General features: G+C 40.7%; 18 protein-coding genes. 11 read left to right on the top strand and 7 right to left on the bottom strand.

Translation table 11 applies throughout. From position 1 onward, the window contains the following. The first annotated feature begins 176 nt into the window (after window positions 1-176). Window positions 177-1,565: a GABA permease gene (gene gabP / locus I2F62_RS07585; RefSeq protein WP_324626414.1), complete on the top strand. Its 1,389-nt coding sequence runs from the start codon at window positions 177-179 to the stop codon at window positions 1,563-1,565. A gap of 52 nt (window positions 1,566-1,617) precedes the next feature. On the opposite strand, the gene I2F62_RS07590 is transcribed toward gabP, so the two are convergent. The 3 genes from I2F62_RS07590 to I2F62_RS07600 all read right to left on the bottom strand — a co-directional run bounded on the left by I2F62_RS07590 (window position 1,618) and on the right by I2F62_RS07600 (window position 4,276). Next, window positions 1,618-2,928, bottom strand: coding sequence for a haloacid dehalogenase-like hydrolase (locus tag I2F62_RS07590; protein WP_324626415.1), 1,311 nt, complete (start codon window positions 2,926-2,928; stop codon window positions 1,618-1,620). A 95-nt stretch (window positions 2,929-3,023) separates the two neighbouring features. After that, on the bottom strand, window positions 3,024-3,749 hold the full coding sequence (locus I2F62_RS07595) for a UDP-2,3-diacylglucosamine diphosphatase (RefSeq protein ID WP_324626416.1): 726 nt from the start codon (window positions 3,747-3,749) through the stop codon (window positions 3,024-3,026). A 17-nt stretch (window positions 3,750-3,766) separates the two neighbouring features. After that, complete coding sequence (locus I2F62_RS07600; RefSeq protein WP_324626417.1) at window positions 3,767-4,276, bottom strand: peptidylprolyl isomerase; 510 nt, start codon at window positions 4,274-4,276, stop codon at window positions 3,767-3,769. Window positions 4,277-4,440: 164 nt separating this feature from the next. Here I2F62_RS07600 and I2F62_RS07605 point away from each other — a divergent pair, with 164 nt between their 5' ends. From I2F62_RS07605 to I2F62_RS07620, 4 genes are all read left to right on the top strand, one after another. Continuing rightward, window positions 4,441-6,168: a glutamine--tRNA ligase/YqeY domain fusion protein gene (locus I2F62_RS07605; RefSeq protein ID WP_324626418.1), complete on the top strand. Its 1,728-nt coding sequence runs from the start codon at window positions 4,441-4,443 to the stop codon at window positions 6,166-6,168. A gap of 178 nt (window positions 6,169-6,346) precedes the next feature. Further along, window positions 6,347-7,351, top strand: coding sequence for an adenosine kinase (locus I2F62_RS07610; RefSeq protein WP_324626419.1), 1,005 nt, complete (start codon window positions 6,347-6,349; stop codon window positions 7,349-7,351). Between the two features lie 14 nt (window positions 7,352-7,365). Continuing rightward, window positions 7,366-7,671, top strand: coding sequence for a Rieske (2Fe-2S) protein (locus I2F62_RS07615; protein WP_324626420.1), 306 nt, complete (start codon window positions 7,366-7,368; stop codon window positions 7,669-7,671). A 10-nt stretch (window positions 7,672-7,681) separates the two neighbouring features. Beyond that, window positions 7,682-8,314, top strand: a complete 633-nt coding sequence (locus I2F62_RS07620) for an OB-fold-containig protein (protein WP_420713745.1) — start codon at window positions 7,682-7,684, stop codon at window positions 8,312-8,314. Window positions 8,315-8,334: 20 nt separating this feature from the next. On the opposite strand, the gene I2F62_RS07625 is transcribed toward I2F62_RS07620, so the two are convergent. Next, on the bottom strand, window positions 8,335-8,904 hold the full coding sequence (locus tag I2F62_RS07625; protein ID WP_420713743.1) for a lecithin retinol acyltransferase family protein: 570 nt from the start codon (window positions 8,902-8,904) through the stop codon (window positions 8,335-8,337). Window positions 8,905-9,129: 225 nt separating this feature from the next. Between I2F62_RS07625 and I2F62_RS07630 the strand changes: the two genes are divergently transcribed. From I2F62_RS07630 to dld, 6 genes are all read left to right on the top strand, one after another. Further along, a complete protein-coding gene (locus I2F62_RS07630) occupies window positions 9,130-12,072 on the top strand; it encodes an insulinase family protein (RefSeq protein WP_324626423.1) in 2,943 nt (980 codons plus the stop codon). 15 nt (window positions 12,073-12,087) lie between these two features. Continuing rightward, window positions 12,088-13,266, top strand: a complete 1,179-nt coding sequence (locus tag I2F62_RS07635; protein WP_324626424.1) for a phospholipase A — start codon at window positions 12,088-12,090, stop codon at window positions 13,264-13,266. A gap of 545 nt (window positions 13,267-13,811) precedes the next feature. Continuing rightward, entirely contained in the window at window positions 13,812-15,482 is a 1,671-nt protein-coding gene (lldP, locus tag I2F62_RS07640; RefSeq protein ID WP_324626425.1) for an L-lactate permease, read from the top strand. A gap of 22 nt (window positions 15,483-15,504) precedes the next feature. After that, window positions 15,505-16,257, top strand: a complete 753-nt coding sequence (lldR, locus tag I2F62_RS07645; protein WP_324626426.1) for a transcriptional regulator LldR — start codon at window positions 15,505-15,507, stop codon at window positions 16,255-16,257. Then, the gene (gene lldD, locus I2F62_RS07650; RefSeq protein ID WP_324626427.1) at window positions 16,254-17,405 is read left to right on the top strand and encodes an FMN-dependent L-lactate dehydrogenase LldD; all 1,152 of its coding nucleotides are present in this window, start codon (window positions 16,254-16,256) and stop codon (window positions 17,403-17,405) included. Before lldR ends, lldD begins: the two co-directional genes overlap by 4 nt. 92 nt (window positions 17,406-17,497) lie before the next feature. Continuing rightward, window positions 17,498-19,201, top strand: a complete 1,704-nt coding sequence (gene dld, locus I2F62_RS07655) for a D-lactate dehydrogenase (protein ID WP_324626428.1) — start codon at window positions 17,498-17,500, stop codon at window positions 19,199-19,201. A gap of 394 nt (window positions 19,202-19,595) precedes the next feature. On the opposite strand, the gene I2F62_RS07660 is transcribed toward dld, so the two are convergent. The 3 genes from I2F62_RS07660 to I2F62_RS07670 form a co-directional block, all read right to left on the bottom strand. Then, window positions 19,596-20,939: a TrkH family potassium uptake protein gene (locus I2F62_RS07660; RefSeq protein WP_324626429.1), complete on the bottom strand. Its 1,344-nt coding sequence runs from the start codon at window positions 20,937-20,939 to the stop codon at window positions 19,596-19,598. Beyond that, window positions 20,940-21,593: a TrkA family potassium uptake protein gene (locus I2F62_RS07665; RefSeq protein WP_324626430.1), complete on the bottom strand. Its 654-nt coding sequence runs from the start codon at window positions 21,591-21,593 to the stop codon at window positions 20,940-20,942. 181 nt (window positions 21,594-21,774) lie between these two features. Further along, the gene (locus tag I2F62_RS07670; RefSeq protein ID WP_324626431.1) at window positions 21,775-22,686 is read right to left on the bottom strand and encodes a DMT family transporter; all 912 of its coding nucleotides are present in this window, start codon (window positions 22,684-22,686) and stop codon (window positions 21,775-21,777) included. Window positions 22,687-22,738 lie beyond the last annotated feature (52 nt).

The following is a 22,738-nucleotide window of genomic DNA, read 5'->3' on the forward strand; positions in this document are numbered from 1 at the left end:
ATTCACTTAAGGAAATGAGTGAACAATAAGCAGTAGCTAGCGTTAAGTATTTGCCAATGCAATAGGGGTGAACCATTTCAAAAATTTAAAAAAACAAATCTTTAGATTTCAATTTTTTTAGATTAATGGTTCTGCTAAAAATGTAAAAGTTTTTATGGTTTTGAGGGATTCGTTTTATGGGAAATGCTGCCTTATCTCAAGGTTTAAAAAATAGACATGTGACCATGCTATCGATTGCAGGCGCAATTGGCGCAGGTCTTTTCGTTGGTTCTGGTCATGCAATCGCATCTGCTGGGCCAGCAGTACTGATTTCATATTTAATTGCAGGTACGTTGGTTGTTTTAGTGATGCGAATGCTGTCTGAGATGGCAGTAGCACAGCCAGACAGTGGCTCGTTTTCAACCTATGCCGATCGTGCAATTGGAAAATGGGCAGGATTTACCATCGGTTGGTTGTATTGGTGGTTTTGGGTCTTGGTGATTCCATTTGAAGCCAATGCTGCAGCTGCAATCATTCATTCATGGATGCCAGCCACGCCAATTTGGTTACTTGCATTTTTAATTACTGCCGCACTGACTGTAACCAACTTATTTAGCGTGAAGAATTACGGTGAATTTGAATTCTGGCTTGCAACAGTAAAAGTGGCTTCCATTATTGTATTTATTGTTGTTGGTTGTGCAGCAATTTTTGGAATTTCACCTAATCCGCAAGTGAACGGCGTGCATAATTTATATGCTCAAGGTGGATTTCTACCAACTGGATGGGGAACGGTTATTGCCGCCATTTTAACCACCATGTTCTCATTTATGGGTTCTGAAATTGTCACCATTGCCGCAAGCGAATCAAAAGATCCTGAAAAACAAATTACCAAAGCCACCAATTCGGTGATTTGGCGTATTGCATTATTCTACATCCTTTCTATCTTTATTGTGGTGGGGCTTGTACCTTGGAATGATCCACGCTTAGCTAGCATGGGTTCATATCAAACCGTTTTACAAGTTTTAAATATTCCATATGCAAAATTGATTGTTGATATTGTGGTATTAACAGCGGTTACTAGCTGCTTGAATTCGGCGTTATATACTGCTTCTCGTATGTTGTTCTCGTTATCTATTCGTGGCGATGCACCTAAAATGGCACAAAAATTAAGTGCCAATCGTACGCCAGTGGTTGCGGTATTGCTTTCAACTTTAATTGCGTTCCTTTGTACATTTGCAAACTACGCAGCGCCTGCAGAAGTATTTAGTTTCTTGCTTGATAGTTCTGGTGCAATTGCATTACTGGTTTATTTAGTCATTGCTTTTTCACAATTAAAAATGCGTAAACAACTGATTCAAGAAGGTAAGCCATTAAAAATGAAAATGTGGTTATTCCCGTATTTAACATGGGCGGTCATCATTTTTATTATTAGTGCGTTAACTATTATGGCATTTGACCCTAAACACGTGCATGAAATTACATCGACAGGGATTTTATCTTTATTGGTGGTTATTTCAGGTGTGGTAGTAACCAAACGTGCCAAGCTTAAAAACAATGCTGCTATGGAAAATTCTTTAGCAAAATAAGTGGGTTGTATAGATAAAAACATGCGCTGAAATCAGCGCATGTTTTTTTGCATTAACGTAAAGCTTTGCCTTCAATTGCACCGTAAGCAATACTTTTGTTGGATGGAACGAATTCACCTGTGTTGGCATCTCTGCCTTGCAGTAAATATTTTGGATTGGCTTGACCGTATTGTTCGACCGCAAGTTTTGAAAATTGCCCAATATCTGTGCTTGGTTTGCGTAAACGGTTCACCATAAGAACTTTTTGGGTTTCGCTAAAGTCTTGCATCATATTTTGATCGCCTTCGCTGTCACCTGCAACAAAGATTGGACCATAACCATATTTGCTGACTAAAAACTTCTGAATGGTTTTGGTTTTGCCAACGCCTTGCGTTTGGTAATAATCTGGACGGAAGACCGGCAAAATTTTTCCTTCTGGGCTACGCGATAATTCCATGGCATAGACGTTATTTTCGTTAATGTCATAGCCCACATTTGGATTAGACACAATTTCTTTGACTACATCGATAAAAGAAGCCGAGCAGACATAAACATCAAAACCATTGCTTTGGAATGTTTTAAATAAGTTTTGCATTTCTTTGTACGGGCGTAATCCATTTTCCCATGTAATTGAAACCACACCCGCTTGACCCGCTAATGCGGTTGGCGAAGTCCATGTTACAGGGCCAATTTTTTGATCTTTTTGCCATGCAACCGTATTTTTCACCATTTCGCGTACTTCACTGGCATTAAAGCCAGTAAACAGATAAGTCACCCAAGGATAAGACACCTCATGTGCAAAAGTGTCGCCAATGGCAGCATACAAATAACGCATTTTGGTAATGAAATTTTGGTAATGTGGGCTTTGCTGAATTTGTTCAAGGCTTTGTTTGCCTTTTAAGCCACTGTAATGTGCATACAACCAACGGTAGCTTTCGATAATATCGGGCGCAATCTGATTAATATTGACTGCATGGCCTTGTTGATTATTATATTCAGCAACAAAATTGTCATTTCCAATATCTTTTCGGATAATTTGGTTCAGCTGTTCTGGGCTGACTTTAAAGTCTAAATGTTCTAATTGGTAAATTAGCGTGGCTTCTTCAATGTCTAAAAACACTGAAGTATTGTCAAAATCTGTCACAATATAAGGCGGCTTCGCTGGATTATAAGTTGGGCTATTTTTGCCATATTGCTGAATGAGTTGCTCAAGTTGCTGGCGGTTAAAGGCATCCCAATGTCCGGCTTCAAGCACAACCTGTTGCGGGCTAGGTGCGGTGGTGACAACAGGTACGGTGGTCTGAATACTGTGACAGCCTGTAATGGCGAGTATCCCTGCCACAACAGCAGATGTAAGAATTTTTTTTGAATTTTGAAGTTGCATAAGTGGTTGATCCATCAATGAAAGTTTGTAGTAAACTTACTGTCAGAACATGACAGCATGATGAAAACATTTAAGCAAAATTGATACCAATAAACTTAAAACTGCCAAGCAAAAAAACGTAGATCACCTTGTGCGGAAATTTCTAAAATCATGGCTTCAGCAGGATTTTCTCGCCAATCGCCTAATACAATGCGTTGTTGAGTTGCAGAAATTTTGTGAATTTTCGGTCGATGGGTATGTCCATGAATCAGCGTTTGAATGTGATCGGGCATGGCCTGTGCAACGGCATCAGCATTCACATCCATAATGGCATAATTTTTATTTTGTTTTTCAGCGTGACTTTTTTTACGAAATCCGTTGGCAAGTTTTTGTCGAAACGCTAACGGCGTTTTCTTTAATAAGCCAAGCAACACTGGATTGCGAATGACTTTTTTAAATCGCTGATAGGCAACGTCGTCAGTACATAGTGCATCGCCATGTTCTAGGCGGTAATGCTGTCCTGCAATGTCTAAAAAGTAAGTGTCGGGCAGTAGAATCCCTGAAAATTGATCTAAAAATGCTTGTCCTAAGGCAAAGTCACGATTACCCACTTGAAAATAGATTTGATTGCCACATGCATTAAAATGCTGAAGCGCACGCACAATTTCATCGAGAAATGGGCTTTTTAAATCGTCACCAATCCATGCATTAAACCAATCGCCTAAAATATAAAGCTGGGTATTTCGGTGTTGATATTGTTCAAGTAACGCAAAAAACCCTCGAACAAGTCGAGGGTGTTCTGGTGACAAATGTAGATCTGCAATAAACAGATAGGTCGTCACAATCACTTCACCTGCAATTATTCAGCGATAATTTTTGCAGTTTCAATCACAACGTTTTCTAAAGGTACATCTGCATGGTAACCACGGTTGCCAGTGCGAACGCCTTTAATTTGTTCAACAATGTCTAAACCTTCAACCACTTTACCAAATACAGCATAACCCCAACCTTGAGTGGTTTTGCCTGAGTGGTTTAAGAATGAGTTGTTTTTCACGTTAATGAAAAATTGCGCAGACGCTGAATGCGGTGCTTGAGTACGTGCCATGGCAATGGTACCCGCATCGTTGGTTAAGCCATTGTCTGCTTCGTTTTCAATTGAATCACGAGTTGCTTTTTCTTTGAAGTTTTCATCAAAGCCACCGCCTTGAATCATGAAACCATCAATCACACGGTGGAAAATTACGCCGTCGTAAAAACCATCACGAACATATTCTAAAAAGTTAGCGACTGTTTTAGGTGCTTTGTCACTGTTCAGCTCAAGAACAATACGACCTTTGTTGGTATTTAATTCAACTTGAGGAAAACTCATTCCATAATCTCCTAGACATGGCAAAAAGCCATGGGTTTTTGTTGAGAGAAGCATAAGCAAACTGTAAACTACATAGCAAGTATAAACGTTATTTTCTTTGTTAAAAAACTCTGATAGCGTTTTAATTATCCTAATTTGTTTTTAAATAGAAGTGATTTAACCCTATGAAGCCGACTGATGTTGTTTCAACTCTGCCTAATCCACCGACATCGAACCATTCCACGCCTGTCGACGCCGCGCAGCAAGAACAACAGCCTGGCTTAGATTTTATCCGTCAAGTCATCACTCAAGACCTTGCAGATGGAAAAACCAATACAGTGGTGACGCGTTTTCCACCTGAACCGAATGGTTATTTACATATTGGCCATGTGAAAGCCATTTGTTTAAACTTCGGTGTGGCTGAAGAATATAACGGCTATTGTAACTTGCGTTTTGACGACACCAATCCAGATGCCGAAGAACAAGAATATGTCGATGGTATTGCCAACGATGTAAAATGGCTCGGGTTTAACTGGAAAGGTGAGCCTTGCTATGCGTCTAGCTATTTCGACCAATTATATACATGGGCCGTGCAGTTAATTGAACAAGGCGATGCTTATGTCGATTTACAAAGTCCTGAAGAAATTCGCTTAAATCGTGGTAATTTTGTAGCAGTGGGTAAAAACTCACCACATCGCGATGCGTCAATTGAAGAAAATCTTGCGCGTTTTGAACAAATGCGTGATGGGTCGTTTAAAGAAGGCCAAGCGGTCCTTCGTGCCAAAATTGATATGGCCAGCCCAAATGTGCACATGCGCGACCCAATTTTGTACCGTGTATTGCACTCTGAGCATCACCAAACAGGCGATAAATGGAAAATTTATCCAATGTATGATTACGCGCATCCATTGTCGGATGCGATTGAAGGCGTCACCCATTCATTATGTACTTTAGAATTCCAAGATCACCGCGCGTTTTACGATTGGGTGATTGCCAAAGTGCATTCACCGGCTGTGCCACGTCAGTACGAATCTTCTCGTTTAAATATTGACTACACCATTACCTCTAAACGTAAATTACGCCGTTTGGTGGAAGGTGGTTTTGTTAATGGATGGGACGATCCACGTATGCCAACAGTGGTCGGTATGCGCCGACGTGGTTATACGCCTGAAGGTTTGCGCGATTTTTGTAAGCGTGTTGGCGTGTCTAAAACTGACGGTATTGTGGATGTAGCAATGCTTGAGTTCTGTATCCGTCAATCGTTAGAAAATGCCGCAGCACGTGGTATGGCGGTGCTGAATCCACTTAAAGTCACTTTAACCAATTTGCCTGAAGATTTAGATTTAACCCATTCTCGTCATCCAAATGTCGATATGGGCGAGCGTGTCATTCCGCTTAGCAAAGAAATTTATATCGACCGGAAAGACTTTGAAGAAGTGCCACCGAAAGGCTTTAAGCGCTTAACGCTTGATGGTGAAGTTCGTTTACGCCATGCCTATGTGGTGAAATGTGACGAAGTGGTTAAAGATGAAAACGGCGAAATTATTGAGCTTAAATGTTCCATTGACCCTGAAACTTTAGGCAAAAATCCTGAAGGCCGTAAAGTGAAAGGCGTGATTCATTGGGTATCTGCGACTAAAGGCGTGCCTGCTGAAGTTCGCATTTACGACCGCTTGTTTAGCGAAGCTGACCCAGAAACCGGTGATGATTTCCTAGATAATTTAAATCCAAACTCATTGCAAGTTTTACACGCCTTTGTTGAACCTGCGTTGGCGTTGGCAAATCCTGAAGATCGTTTCCAATTTGAACGTGAAGGCTATTTTGTGGCAGACCGTTACGATCATCGTGCAGAAAAACCTGTGTTTAACCGTATCTTAGATTTAAAAGATAGCTTTAAACCTGAAAAGAAATAAAGCGTTGTTTTCATTAATGTAAAAAATGGGAGCAATCGCTCCCATTTTTATTGGTATTTTAGTCATAAAGAATTTGTTAGAAACTGCCGTATGCTCCGAAAATTTTTGAATAAGCTACAGTCTGGCTTAAGCTTGAGGTAGAATAGCTGCCTTTCTTCCATGCAGCGATGATTCAGCCATGTCAGCACTCGACCTTTTTGCGATTGGTAATGCCATTATTGACCAAGAATTTCAGGTATCCGAAACATTTTTGATTGAGCAAAACTTAACAAAAGGCACGATGCAACTCACCGATGGCGATACGCAAGCGAATTTATATCAAAATTTGATGGCGCACCAAGTTTATAAAGGTCAAGCAAGTGGTGGTTCTGCTGCAAATACCACTGTGGCGTTTGCTGCATTAGGCGGTCGTGCATTTTATGGTTGCCGTGTGGGTCAAGGCGAAGCAGGGCAATTTTATTTAGATGGTTTAAGTGAAGTGGGTATTGGTACCGCACAGCAGTCAATCTGCGAAGGTGTGACAGGTACCTGTATGGTTTTAATTACCCCAGATACCGAACGTACCATGCATACTTACTTAGGTACAACCGCAGATTTATCGGTCGATCAGATTGATTATGCCACCTTAGCACAAGCAAAATGGCTATATATTGAAGGTTATTTGTCGACAAGTGACAGTGCGCGCGAAGCTGTGTTAAAAGCACGTCAAGTTGCCAAGCAGCATCAGATTAAAACGGCTTTGTCTTTGTCTGATCCAGCAATGGTGCAATATGCGCGCGCAGGCTTAGAAGAAATGTTGGCAGAAGGTGTCGATTTATTGTTTTGTAATGAGCAAGAAGCCTTATTATTTACCCAACAAGGCACGCTTGATGCAGCGCTTGAACAGTTGCTGACATACAATAACACTGTGGTTATTACCTTGGGTGAAAAAGGTGCATTGGTTGCAACATCTGCCGAAAAAACCTATGTGGATGGTCGCAAAGTGAAAGCGGTTGACACCAATGGGGCAGGTGATGCGTTTGCAGGTGCCTTCCTTTATGCAGTACAACAAGGCTTTGATTTAGAACAAGCTGCTGAATTAGCAATTTTGATTTCAAGTGAAGTGGTCGCACAGTTTGGCCCTCGTTTGGCAGTAGAAAAATATGCTAGACTGCTCAAAACAATGGAACTGGATCTTGCATAATGGATAAGATTTGTATGACTGAGGATGTTCCCGAGCGAGAAGCTCGGGCGTTTGAGCTTGCAAACGGGGACAATATTTTTGTAACCCAACGCGATGGCGTATTTTATGCCTATAAAAACGTCTGTCCTCATCTACAGGTTGAACTCGAATTTTTAGAGAATCAATTTCTCGATCAAGATCAAGAATATATTGAATGTTCAACACATGGCGCTTTATTTGAAGTGGAAACAGGCGCGTGTATTGCAGGTCCGTGTTCTGGTGAATTTTTACAAAAAATAGCAATTACTGTGCATTCCGATGGCGGCATCTATCTTTCCTAATTTTGTGCCCTTGCACAACTTTTTGACCCATACTGAACTGTTACCATTTCATTTAAGTGTTGTGACATTGGTGGTGCTGAGCCTAATTGAAACCATTGGTTTTTATTTAGGCGTGCGTCCATTTTCCTTTTTACGCCGTTTAATGCCGCGCGTGTGGGCAGTATCTTTATTTCAAATTAAATTTTCGAAAATTCTGATTCTTATTTTCTTTTTAATTAACTTTAGTTTTGCGGGTTACTTTTTACAATTTTTCTTCTTTTCTTATCAGCAAAATTTTACCCCTTTTGGTTATTTGCTGTTGCCCGCATTGGTGATTGCCTTATTTTTTACGGTGTTTATGATTCACTGTTTAGATCAGGTGATTAAACCTAAATTTGAAAGTCGACAACTGAATTTGTTGGGCCGATTGGCCACCATTAGTAGCGGGAATGCTCGACCTGAAAGTACCGCCCAAGCACGTGTTCGCGATGAATATGGGCAGTTACATTATGTGCAAGTTCGTTCCGAATTTGGCGAAATTCCTTTACATGCGCAAATTATTTTAATTCGTAAGCAAGATTCCTATTACATTGCTAAGGAAATTATTGAATCGAATCATTTATTAGAAGATGACTTGTTTGATACGCCTGCACCTAAGGTATAACGTCATTTTTTTAAAGTCGGTTATTCTGAGCGGTTTTTTTTCTGTTGTTCTAGCATGGTTTTAATCAGCTTAATTTTAGCTTGGTCTTTAAGTTTCTTTTTAATATATAAAACCAATGCAAAACTGGTGGTTGCCAGTGTTAAAAATAAGCTATTCATATAACTCATGACCGAACTGACATAGCCGATAGTGGTCAGTCGATTCATCATTTTAAGCACTTGTGGACTACTTTCGACACCCGTAATGGCCCAACTACATAAATGTTCGCAATTATTAATAATCAGGTGATACTGATTTTCATGCATACGAGAACGCATCCGCTTTACAATGGCGCGTCCTTTGTATTTTGGGTTTTCGTAATGGCGTATCCCAATCACTTTACCGTGTGAGAATTGGCGGATAGACGTCATTTCTATCGGTTTTTTCTTAAAAAAATGCGCAAGGCCAGAGTAATGAATGACACGACCGCGTCCTGCATAAATACCGTGGTGGGTATAGCCAAAATGTTTAACAATTAAATGTGCCCCTAAGGGGAAAGACGATGATTGCGCTAATCTTTTGTTCACAATAATTCGATCGTTGTAGAGCATTGGACGGAAGAACAGATCATTTATATTAGCATGACTTTAAATCTGGGTTTGTTGATATTTGATAAATGCGGTGAATCAACGTATTTTATTCATTCAAGCGCTACGACATATTGCTTAAACGAGATGAGATAAGTAACTAAAACACTCAAGTTTTACGTGAAAATTGGTGTGCTCTATCGCTATAATGCAATGATGAAAACCAATCCCAATTTTATAGGAAATTACATGACTGTAGATGTTACTGAGACCCTTACTCACACTGTTCATCCTGCGTTTCAGTTACTACGTCAACACCATGTTGAAGCTTTAGATATCGAAGTTTATGAATATAAACATAAGGTCACAGGCGCTGTGCATTATCATCTGGCCAGTGAAAACGATGAAAATGTATTTTTAGTGGCATTTCGTACTCAGCCGATGGATTCAAAAGGCGAAGCGCATATTTTGGAACATACCGTGTTATGTGGTTCAGAAAAATATCCGGTACGTGACCCATTCTTTTTAATGATTCGCCGTTCACTCAATACTTTTATGAATGCCTTTACGGCGGCAGATTGGACTGCGTATCCATTTGCGACACAAAACAAAAAGGATTTTCAAAACTTATTGTCGGTTTATTTAGACGCCGTGTTTGCCGCGAATTTAAATCCACTAGATTTTGCACAAGAAGGCATTCGTGTTGAGTTGGATGAAAATAATAAACCAGTATTTAAAGGCGTGGTATTTAATGAAATGAAAGGTGCTATGAGTTCACCTTCAGATCAGTTATACCATCGTTTAGCGCATCATTTATTCCCAGCGACCACGTATCACTACAATTCAGGTGGCGAACCTAAAGATATTCCCGATTTAAGTTACGATGAATTGGTGGCTTTTTATCAGTCACATTATCATCCAAGTAATGCCATTTTCATGAGCTTCGGTAATCAATCTGCGTACGATTTACAAGAACAGATTGAAACATTGGCGCTGCATAAATTTGAAAAAGGCACCACGCTGCATTCAAAACCAGAACAACGTTTAAGCGCACCGTTAGCAGTCACCGAAACTTATGCCGTTGATGGCGATGATTTAAGCAATAAAACCTATCATGTGTTGTCTTGGTTGTTGCCAGAATCGAGCGATATCAAACTGCGTTTAGGCATGCGTTTGGTTGAAGGCATTTTGCTAGAAAATTCAGCATCGCCATTGCGTCATTATTTAGAAACTTGTGGTTATGCCGACTCGACTGGTCCATTTATGGGGGTTGATGACAGCAACTTTGAAATGACTTTTTATTGTGCGGTGCAAGGTTCAGAAGCTGAACATGCCGAAACATTCAAAGACGGCGTGCTTAAAATTTTGGCAGATGTTGCCGCGCAGCCGATTGAGCAAGCAGAGATTGATGCCATTTTGCATCAAATAGAATTGCATCAACGTGAAATTGGCGGAGATGGTTCGCCGTATGGTTTAAGTCTGATTTTAAATGGATTAGGCAGCGTGATTCACCATAGCGACCCTGTGCGTGTGTGGGATGTCGATCATGCAATTGCAATGGTAAAAGAAGAACTCAAAGACCCAATGTGGTTGTCGAACTTAATTCAACAGCATTTATTAGACAATCCGCATCGCGTGCAACTGACTTTGGTGCCGAATGCTCAGCAATCTGCACAAGAGCAAGTGCTAGAACAAGAACGTTTAGCGCAAATAGATGCAGCCTTAACCGAAGATGATCGTGCCAAAATTAAAGCCGACACAGTTGCACTGCAACAACGTCAAGAAACAGTGGATGATTTAAACCTATTACCTAAAGTTGGTTTAGAGGATATTCCTGTGGCATTGCAGATTGCGCAAGGGCAATTGCGTGAAATTATCAGTAACGGCGCAGATATGCCGCTGCATTTGTATCATGCTGGCACCAATGGTTTGTACTATCAACAAGTCTTGATTCAAATTCCAGACGAGATTGTACATTCGCCGTATTTTGGATTGCTTTCGGTGTTGATGGGTGAAGTGGGCGCTGGTGAATATGACTATTTAACTTTGCAGCAAATACAAACCGCAGTCAGTGGTGGTTTGGGCATGGGTGCATCGCTACGCAGCGCAGTGAATGATGCAGAAAAAATTAGTGCATGGTTGACCTTAACCACCAAATCGTTAGCCGATCGCTTTGATGCGATTGAGCTATTAAAAGTGGCCTTTGAACAGCTACGTTTTGATGAAAAATCACGTATTTTAGAATTATTGCAGCAACGTAAAACCCGTTGGCAGTCGCGTTTGTCTGGCTCAGGGCACAGTTATGCAATGCAAATTGCCTCTCGTAACATGAGCGGTCTGGCGCAGCGTGATTATATCAGTACCGGGTTGGGCGCATTAAATTGGTTAGGCGAGCTGATTCAACGTATTGAAAATGATGATTCTGAATATGCTGCATTTATTCAAGAATTACAAAATATTCATCAACTGTTATTGCAAGCGCCAAAACAATTTTTATTGGTGTGTGAAGAATTACACAGCGAGCAATTGATCGAACAGGTACAACAGGTTTGGACTCAGGTTAATGTTGCAAAAGACGTACCAAGCTTGAGCAAAACAGATAAGCAGGTTACAGCAGACGATCAGGCGTGGTTGATCCAAACCAATGTTCAATTCTGTGCTTCGGCATATCCTGCTGTGACGGTGAATCATCCCGATGCGGCACCGCTCATGGTGTTGGCCGCTTATTTACGTAATGGTTTCTTGCATAGCGCCATCCGTGAAAAAGGCGGTGCTTATGGTGGCGGCGCTAACTATGATGGCAATGCTTGTGCTTTCCGATTCTTTAGTTACCGCGACCCACGTTTAAGCGAAACCTTTGCCGATTTTGAAGCCAGTTTACAATGGCTAATGACATCGACACATCAGCCACATCAACTTGAAGAAGCGATTTTAGGTTTAATTGCAGGTATGGATAAACCGGGTTCACCTGCGGGCGAGGCTATTACTGCATGTTATGCATTATTGCATCAACGTACGCCAGAATTTAGAAATGAAATGCGTTCAAGATTATTGGCGGTGACGCTTGCCGACTTACAACGTGTTGCAGAGCAGTATTTGTTAACAGTGAAACCCGTTAAAGCTGTGGTTGCACCATTTGCAAAACGCGAACAACTTGAGCAATTAGGATTTGATATTCAACAGGTTCATTAATTGGAGAAAGTGCCAATGCCGTTCAAAACATTTGAACACACAGCCATGATGCGAGCCATGCTTCCGCTTTTAGGCAGCTTGCTTTCATCGGCTGTATTTGCCGAAGATGCTGCAACATTTCATCCTGTCAGTGCAACTGCCTGTTCGGGGATTTTAAGCGATGCCGACCGATTGGTGTGTTATGACAGTTACTTTAAAGCACAGCAAGACAGTTTGGTAGACAGCAAAACAGAAACAGCAGAACCCAAAACTTATGCTGCACCGCTGCAAGCTGCCGCAGAAAAACCTGTTGCAACTGAAGATGATGACAGTTTAAAGGCGAAATTGGCGCGGTCTTTGCACTTTATTTATTCTGCCGATGCCAGCCCAATGTCTGCCAATCAATCGTTATTGGATAGCCGTTGGGAGCTTTCGCCACAAAGTAAGCTCGGCACATGGAATATTCGTGCCTATAAACCCGTTTACGCATTACCAGTTTTTTGGACCAGTAATCGCAATGAATTACCGCATAGTGCTAATCCTGTAAACACGGTGACCGAACGCCAAAACTTAAACTTTACCGAATCTAAGTTTCAGTTATCTTTAAAGACCAAAGCTTGGGAAAATATTTTTGGTGATAATGGCGATTTATGGTTGGCTTATACCCAGTCCTCACGTTGGCAAGTGTATAACTCGGAAGATTCACGCCCGTTTCGGGAAACCAATTATGAACCCGAAGCCAGTTTAATTTTCCGCACCAATTATAATTTATTGGGCTTAGATGGTCGCTTGCTTGGGCTATCGTTTAATCATCAATCGAATGGTAAAGCCGATCCGTTTTCACGCAGTTGGAACCGTGTCATGTTAAATTGGGGATTAGAGCGTGGTAATTTTGCGTTAATGATTCGCCCGTGGTATCGCATTCCAGAAGATGCAGTAGACGACAATAACCCCGATATTGAAAATTATATGGGACGTGCCGATCTCACCGCATTTTATAAATGGAATGATCATAACTTCTCATTAATGCTGCGCCATTCGTTAAGATCTGGCGATAATTCTCATGGTGCGATGCAGTTTGATTGGACTTTCCCAATTAAAGGCAAATTACGTGGTGAATTACAATATTTTAATGGCTATGGCGAGAGCCTAATCGACTATAACCACCGTGCCAGTTATATCGGTGTCGGTGTGTCCTTAATGGATTGGTTCTAAGCTTTAAAAATCCTCCGTAAATGGGGGATTTTTTTTCTGCCATGATCTTAGATTCGTCTGTTATGGCATGACTCCATTCAACGTATTCCTTTTGCTGCATCCTCCATCAATCATATTCTTATAAAAAGATGCGATAAATATTCTTTTATTTAAAGCAAAGCAAGGGCTTATTTCCGTACCCAGCAATTGCAAATAAAAATCCATTCGGGCTTTATTTAGCAGGTTATTTTGCTGAAAAATTCTCCAAAAACACCTTATTTTTCAGTTCATTCGACCAAAGTCTAGTTTGAAAGGTTTTGTTTGAGTTTTGATCTTAATTTAATCTTAGTATTTGATAAATATATAGAAAATTTAAAAAGCTCGCTTTGTTGCCTTTTTTAATTGGTCTGACCTTTAATGGGGTGAATTGAATCTTGCTTGTGATATATCCCCGAGATAATTACAATGATGGCGCAAATACGACCATTTTATTGCTTAAATTGGTCTGACCAATAAGAATTTTGATCGTTGTTCTAAACAACAATCGTTTTAAGCATTTCAAGGAGATGAAAATGCTTGCACAATGGCAACAAGTTTACGACCCAATGGGGAATATTTGGCTTTCTAGTTTAATTGCACTTATTCCTATTATTTTCTTTTTCCTTGCTTTGGCTGTATTTCGCTTAAAAGGCAGCATTGCAGGAACCATTACCGTTATTTTGGCTTTATTGGTTGCACTGTTTGCATATCAAATGCCGACTGCAATGGCTTTTGCATCTATCATCTATGGTTTTTTTTATGGCTTATGGCCAATTTCGTGGATTATTATTGGCGCGGTGTTCTTATACAAAGTTTCGGTAAAAACAGGGCAGTTCGATATTATTCGATCTTCCATTTTATCGCTGACTGAAGACCAACGCTTACAAATGTTATTGGTCGGTTTTGCCTTTGGTACCTTTTTAGAAGGTGCTGCGGGTTTTGGTGCACCCGTTGCCATTACTGCAGCTTTACTGGTAGGTCTTGGCTTTAAACCATTGTATGCAGCGGGTTTGTGCTTAATTGTGAATACTGCACCTGTTGCTTTTGGTGCAATGGGAATTCCAATTATTGTTGCTGGGCAAGTTTCGGGTGTAGAAACACACGCTATTAGCCAAATGGTGGGTCGTCAGTTGCCGTTTATGGTGCCAATTGTCCTATTTTGGATTATGGCAATTATGGATGGCTGGCGTGGTGTGAAAGAAACATGGCCTGCGGTATTGGTGGGTGGTGGTGCGTTTGCCTTGGCACAATATTTAACATCTAACTTTGTTGGCCCTGAATTACCCGACATTACCGCTGCAATTGCATCTTTAATCAGCTTGACGATTTTACTTAAATTTTGGCAGCCAAAGCATATTTTCCGTTTTAAAAATGAAGATGCACTTGCTCCGCAAGAAGATTTGGCAGCGCAAAAACAAAAATATCCTGTGGCGAAAATTATTAAAGCATGGTCACCCTTTGCAATTTTAACGGCAATGGTCACACTGTGGAGTATTAAACCATTTAAGAGTTTGTTTACCAAAGATGGCGCATTACACGACTGGGTGATCAGCATTAAAGTGCCATATTTGCATCAGTTGGTACAAAAAATGCCACCTGTGGTTGCCAAAGTCACTGACTACGATGCGGTGTATAAATTCGATTGGTTATCTGCAACAGGTACTGCAATTATTATCGCCGCGATCATTTCAATTATTTTCTTAAAAATGCGTCCTGCCGTTGCAGTCTCGACTTTTTTTGAAACCATAAAAGAATTGAAAACGCCAATTTATTCGATTGGGATGGTGCTGGCATTTGCATTTATTGCCAACTATTCAGGCATGTCTGCAACATTGGCTTTAGCTTTGGCGCATACAGGTAAAGCATTTACCTTCTTTTCGCCGTTCTTGGGTTGGTTGGGGGTTTTCTTAACGGGTTCAGATACCTCTGCCAATGCGTTATTCAGTGCATTACAAGCCACAACAGCGCATCAAATTGGTGTTCCGGACGTACTTTTGGTGGCTGCTAATACCTCAGGCGGTGTAACCGGAAAAATGATTTCACCACAGTCAATTGCAATTGCGTGTGCTGCAACCGGTTTAGTCGGCAAAGAATCTGATTTATTCCGTTTTACTGTTAAACACAGTATTTCATTTACCGTCATGATTGGTATTATCATTACCCTTCAAGCATACGTATTCCCGTGGATGATTCCATAATCACGGGTCAAAGGAAGGTGATATGAAAATTGCAGATCAAGTGATACAACAGCTTTCAAAGTTGATTGAACAACAAGACATGCAGGTTGGAGATCGCCTTCCTTCAGAACGTAAGCTCTGTGAGCAATTAACCGTATCGCGCGCATCCTTACGGGAGGCGCTGCAAAAAATGAACAATATGGGCATTTTGGTGAGTAAGGTCGGTAATGGCACCTATTTAGAAAAGTTGCCCGATCATTGGTCGGAACAATTTATCATTCAACCGATTAGCTCACTGATTCATGAAGATCCGTTATATCGTTTTGATGTACAAGAAGCACGTTTGGTTTTAGAAGGAGGCACGGCATGGTATGCCGCACAACGCGCTACCGAAGAAGATCGTGCCAAAATTCATTTTTATTACGATCAAGTCTTACATTTTCAGTCATCTGGCGATGCCGACAAAGCATCTGAAGCCGATGCAAACTTTCATTTGGCCATTGCCGAAGCATCGCACAATAGCGTACTCATCCAAATGATGCGCAGCCTATTTAACCTACTGCAATACAACGTGGTATTGGGTCGCCGTAAAATTTATACCGACAGTCATAAATTTGAACAATTGCATTTACAACATTCGCAAGTCATGGATGCCATTGACCGACAAGACCCAGAAACGGCGCGCGCCAGTGTGTGCAGCCATATTGAATATATTATTGAACAAGTTCGTGGAATTGATGAAACAGAAGCACGCATGCAACGTGTTTCTCGATTAAAGAGGATAGATTTAAAATGATCATTTCGTCTGCAAATGACTACCGTGAAGCGGCACGTCGCCGTTTACCGCCATTTTTATTCCATTATATCGATGGTGGTGCCTATGCCGAGCACACCCTAAAGCGTAATGTTGAAGATTTATCGCAAATTGCACTCAGACAACGTGTTTTAAACGATATGTCGTCTTTAAGTTTAGAAACAGAAATTTTTAATGAAAAATTAACTCTGCCAGTGGCTTTATCGCCTGTGGGTTTAACGGGGATGTACGCACGCCGTGGTGAAGTGCAAGCCGCGGTGGCAGCAGATAAAAAAGGCATTCCATTTACGCTTTCAACGGTGTCGGTTTGTCCAATTGAAGAAGTTGCTCCAGCCATTGAACGCCCAATGTGGTTTCAATTATATGTTCTTCGCGACCGTGGCTTTATGAAAAATGCCTTAGAACGTGCCAAAGCGGCTGGATGTACCACCTTAGTTTTTACTGTAGATATGCCCGTGCCCGGCGCGCGTTACCGCGATGCACATTCAGGCATGAGTGGGCCAAACGCAGCCATGCGCCGTTATTTACAAGCCATGACACATCCGCATTGGGCTTTAAATGTTGGGCTTATGGGGCGTCCGCACGATTTAGGCAATATCTCGAAATATTTGGGTAAACCGACCGGTCTTGAAGACTATATCGGATGGTTGGGTTCAAACTTCGATCCATCCATTTCTTGGAAAGATTTGGAATGGATTCGTGATTTTTGGGATGGCCCAATGGTCATTAAAGGCATTTTAGACCCTGAAGATGCAAAAGATGCGGTGCGTTTTGGTGCAGATGGTATTGTGGTATCGAATCACGGTGGGCGTCAGCTAGACGGTGTGTTATCGACCACGCGTGCATTGCCGGCAATTGCCGATGCTGTGAAAGGCGATCTGAAAATTTTAGTCGATTCAGGGATTCGTAATGGGCTAGATGTGGTGCGTATGTTAGCCATGGGGGCAGATTTATGTATGCTTGGGCGTGCGTTTGTCTATGCATTAGGTGCTGAAGGCGGTGCAGGTGTTTCTAATTTACTTGAATTGATTGACAAAGAAATGCGCGTTGCCATGACACTCACCGGCGCAAAATCGATTCAAGACATTAATCAAGATTGTTTGGTGAATTTAAATCGCATCACTGCATAAACTCAAATGACCAAGTCCGGTAACGCATCTGCCGCGACTTGGTCTTCTGTTTTGATACAAGTCATCACACTGACCCTCATGAGTACAATACAATGCCAGATCAACATCAACCATTCACGCAGGTCTTAGAACAACTCAAACACATTGTGGGCGAGCAATATGTGTTGACCGATGATCAACAAACACGGTTCTATCGTCAAGGTCGTCGTTATGGCAGTGGGCAAGTCTTGGCGGTCGCTGTGCCGGCAACTTTATTAGAACAGTGGCAAGTATTGCAGGTTGCTGTTGCCGCAGATTGTATTGTCATCATGCAAGCGGCCAACACTGGTTTAACCGGAGGATCTACACCTTTTGGTGACGATTATGATCGCCCAGTCATTATTTTAAGTACCCGCCGATTGGCTGGTGTACAGGTCATTAACGATGGCAAACAAGTGGTTTGTTTACCCGGCGCAACATTAGATGTTCTAGAGCGCAAACTGAGTCCACTGAATCGCGAGCCGCATTCGGTGATTGGTTCATCCTGTATTGGGGCATCGGTACTAGGCGGAATTTGTAATAATTCTGGGGGAGCGTTGGTGCGCCGTGGGCCGGCTTACACCGAATTGGCACTCTATGCACGTGTAAATGCCGAAGGAACGCTTGAGTTGATTAACCATTTGGGCATTGAGCTTGGTGAAAATCCCGAAGAGATTTTGCAGCGCTTACAAGCAGGGCAATATCAAGCCCTCGATATTCAAAATAATGCAAATTGTTGTGCATCAGACCATCGTTATGCACACGATGTACGTCAGGTGGATGAGCACAGTCCGGCACGTTTTAATGCCGATCCAAGTCGCTTATTTGAAGCCTCCGGTTCTGCCGGCAAAGTATGTGTATTTGCTGTGCGTTTAGATACCTTTGAAAAAATTCCAAGTCAGGTATTTTATGTGGGGTCGAATTCCATCGATGATTTAACCGCAATTCGCCGTTATTTACTGACGGACTTACCGCGATTACCGATTGCTGGTGAATATATCCACCGTGTCGCTTACGACATTGGCGCAAAATACGGCAAAGACAGTTTTTTATTTATTGAAAAATTTGGTACGGCGAATGTGCCGAAAGCATTTGCTTTAAAAGATAAAATTGATGGTTTTTTAGAGCGCTTTAACATTCGTGGATTCACCGACCATATTTTACAGGCGATAACGGCGGTATTACCAAATCATTTACCCAAACGCATGAATGAATTTCGAGATCTGTACGAACATCATTTAATTCTGCGCATCGAAGATCAGGACGTTGCCGCGGTTAAAGCATTTTTAACAGCGTATTTTGCGAGTAACACAACCGGTAACTTTTTTTTATGCGATACCGATGAAGGGCGCAAAGCCTTTTTACATCGGTTTGCTGTGGCGGGTGCTGCCATTCGCTATCGCGATACGCATCGGCATGAAGTAGAAGATATTGTCGCGTTAGATATTGCACTGCGCCGAGATGATCGCGAGTGGATGGAAACTCTGCCAGAGGATATGAATGATGCGATCATTCATAAACTCTATTATGGACATTTTTTGTGTCATGTCTTTCATCAAGACTATATTGTTAAAAAAGGCATTGATCCTTTAGCAATGGAGCATCAAATGTGGGGGCTGCTCGATCACCGTGGCGCGGAATATCCTGCCGAACATAACGTCGGGCATTTGTACGTTGCAAAACCTGCCTTAAAACAACATTATCAGGCTTTAGATCCGACCAATAGTTTTAATGTTGGGATTGGTCATACCTCGAAGCGTAAAAATTGGCAAAATTAAGCTTTAACCCATTCAAGTGCATCTAATGATGCACTTTTTTAACGTTTAATTTTCGTGATTAATAAATAAAAAATTATAAAAATCATTCATATAATTAAAACCATTAAACATATTTAATATAAAAGCGAGATATATATTTTCATTCATTTAAAAATATTTAAAATTTATTATATAAAACAATTAAATGTGATTAACTTAATTTAAACTGTTTTTTTTATTCTAACAAGATTTGTTTATGTAACTTTGTGTTGTTTAATTCACACTTTTACGTTAAAAATTAATTTAATTAACTTTATTGGGTATACAATTCAATCCATAGAGAAATAGTATGAATTCTCAGTTCACAGTCTGTAATTTCCCCAAATTACAGACTTTTTTTATGCCTATCGATTGATTATCCAACTTGAATATCGGTAACAGGGTGTTTGACACGGCTTTTCTTAGGTGTTGCGATTAAATAAGCCAAGGTGAGTGGCCCCAAACGACCGGCATACATCAGTAAGCTCAGTAAGATTAAACTCGATGGATGAAGGTTGGCGGTAATACCATGCGATAAACCGACCGTACATGCAGCAGAAACCACTTCAAACAATACATCAATAAACGATTGTTTCGGTTCTAAAATGAATAAGCCAAACAAGCCGAAAAAAATAAGTACAGAGGTAATAAGCGTAACTGCAAGCGCTTTAAAGGCCGTTTCTGGTGAAATTGCATGATTAAGTATTCGTATTTCATCGTTACGGCGTAAAAATGTAATCACACTAAACACTAATACAATGAACGTACCGATTTTAATCCCGCCGGCTGTACTTAAAGATCCACCGCCAATAAACATCAGAAAAAGCGTGAGTAGGGTCGAGGCATTGGTCATTTGGGAAACATCTAAAGTATTAAATCCTGATGAGCGTGGTACGGTGGCGTGAATCCATGCATTGAGTGCTTGATCTTGCCAAGACATCAACGCCAAGGTTTTTGGATTATTGAATTCGAGCAGCCAAATGAGCAAAAATCCACCCACATTTAACAGAATCACGGTGAGTAAAACCAATTTACTGTTGGTGGTCAGCCGTTTCCAACTGCGTTTTTCTTTTAAATCCATGAGGATTAAAAACCCTAAACCGCCACTTATATACAAACTGCTAATGGTCAGACAAATAGCTGTATTGCGATGAAAATCGATTAAGCCATGTGGTGAGAGTGCAAAGCCTGCATTGTTAAAAGCAGAAATACTATAAAAAATTGCAAAATGCAGTGCTGTGCCAAAACTAAGCTGTTCTGACCAAAGGATGGTTAAAATAATGGTGCCGATCACTTCAAAGAAAATGGTATAAATAAATACATTTTTAGCAATGCTGGTGGCTTTACTTAAACTGGTTTGCCCAAGCGTATTTTGCACCATTAGCTGTTCTTTTAAGCCTAAATTGGGCGATAAACTTAATGCAGCCAAAACTGCGAAAGTAGTAAAACCTAAGCCGCCAATTTGAATGAGAGATAACAGAACAATCTGCCCAAAAGCGGTTAGGGTTTGTCCAATTGGAACAATGGATAATCCGGTAATAGTGACTGCCGAAGTTGCTGTAAAAAAAGCATCAATCCAACTTAAATTACCCAAATGGGCAAAAGGTAATTTTAGTAAGCAAGTCCCAATTGCAATAAAACTTAAGAAACCCAGCGCAAGTAATTGTGGTGGACTCAGATTGACTGTTTTTTTTGTTTTAGAGAAATTCGGTGTCTTCATTTATTTAAAGCTCGAAGATAGTTTTTGTAAGTCCTGCTGTAAACCTTCAACAATTAAAATATCTTCAGGTTCTAGGGTAAAGCCTTCAGGCAGGTGATAGAAAATCTCTTGATTACGTTTTAATAAAAGGATGTGAACGCTCTGCGCATATTTTCCCATTAATCCATGTAGATGTACGCCTTTCATGTGTTCGCTAATCACGACTTTTACAATGTAATGATCATGTTCCAACGCCATATATCGGCTAACCATGGGATAGCTGAGCGTCTGTGCAATCCGAATGCCCATATCTTCTTCAGGATGAATGATTTTATCCACCCCTAAATGCGATAAAATGGTGTGGTGTGATTTGGTTTTTGCCTTCACCCAAACATGCTGAATATCTAAGTTTTTTAGATTTAAAACACATAAAATGCTGGCTTCAATATCTTCTCCAATGGCGACAATTGCAGCTTCCGATTTTTGTACATTTAATTCTTCTAAGACTTTTTCATCGGTGGCATCGGCAATCACCGCATGTGTAATATGGTCTGCCACTTGTTCAATATTACGTTGCTCGGTGTCTATTCCAATCACGTCGTGTCCAAGTTTAGTCAGCTCTAATGCAATGGTTTGTCCAAAACTACCTAAACCAATGACGGTGAAAATGGCCATTTTTATCCTTATCAATGAACAATATGATCTGGCATGATTGTAAAATGAAATGAGAATGAAGGCACGTTAAAATAAATAATTGATACATCGATAAGTTTAAAAAGAATGGCTGTTAAAAAATCAATGAATGTTGTGCTACATTTATTGATTACAAAAAATTTATCTATGCAGCGATAAAAACTTATTTCAACGATGCACAGTGAATGACGGCTGGTTTGGGCTTTATTTTAAGTGAGCTCATAAGAATCCCTAAAATAATAAAGCACGCACCAACTAAAATGTTTTTGGTTAAGGTTTCATGCCATAGCAAAGCACTAAAAACTAAACTCAGGATTGGAACACACATAATTGAAATAGACGCAATAAATGTGTCGACTTGCGCCACAATCCAATTCCAAAGTGCAAAAGTAAACCCTGTGCCAATAATGGCAATATAAGCCAGCCAGAGTAAATTAGAAGAATTCAACCAGACCTGATCGTCCACTTTTTCAAAGCATAAAGCCGTTATGAATAAGGCAATTCCACCCAGTAAAAATTGCCAAAGCGTTAATTTAATTTTGTCATACTGCGCAAAATGTTTTTTGATATAAATGGTGGAAAGTGCCCAGAATAAGCCTGATCCAATCAGCATCATTTGTCCTATGAGTGATTTATTGATTCCCAATTGATGCAATTGTGGCCAAAGGATGGCAATGAGCCCAATGCCACCACATACTAAGCCGACCATTTTTTGACGAGTTAAGCGCTCATTTAAAATGTAATGCGCTAACACGCCAATAAAAATGGGCATAGTAAAAACCAACACCGCAGATAATCCCGAGCCAACAAACTGCATAGCAAAGGTTTGTGTGGCATAGAAGCCGAAACAAATTAAAAAACTCAAGATCATTAACCTTTGCCATTCATTGCGTTCAGGCCAGATAGATTTGCCTAACATGCGTTGTAGCAGCATTAATGTCAGCCCCGACAAAATCAGTCGTGTGGATATAAATAGAAACGGAGGGAAAATGTGTAGGCTATGTTTCACCATTCCCCACAACGAACCCCAAATAAGACATAACAAGGTAATCGCACTGATCACTCTTAGATTCATTGGTTTTACTCGACTTGCTTTAATCATGTTATGTAGTGTATTCAATAAAACA

It is taken from the genome of Acinetobacter sp. MD2(2019) (assembly GCF_035615615.1).
GTDB lineage: Bacteria > Pseudomonadota > Gammaproteobacteria > Pseudomonadales > Moraxellaceae > Acinetobacter.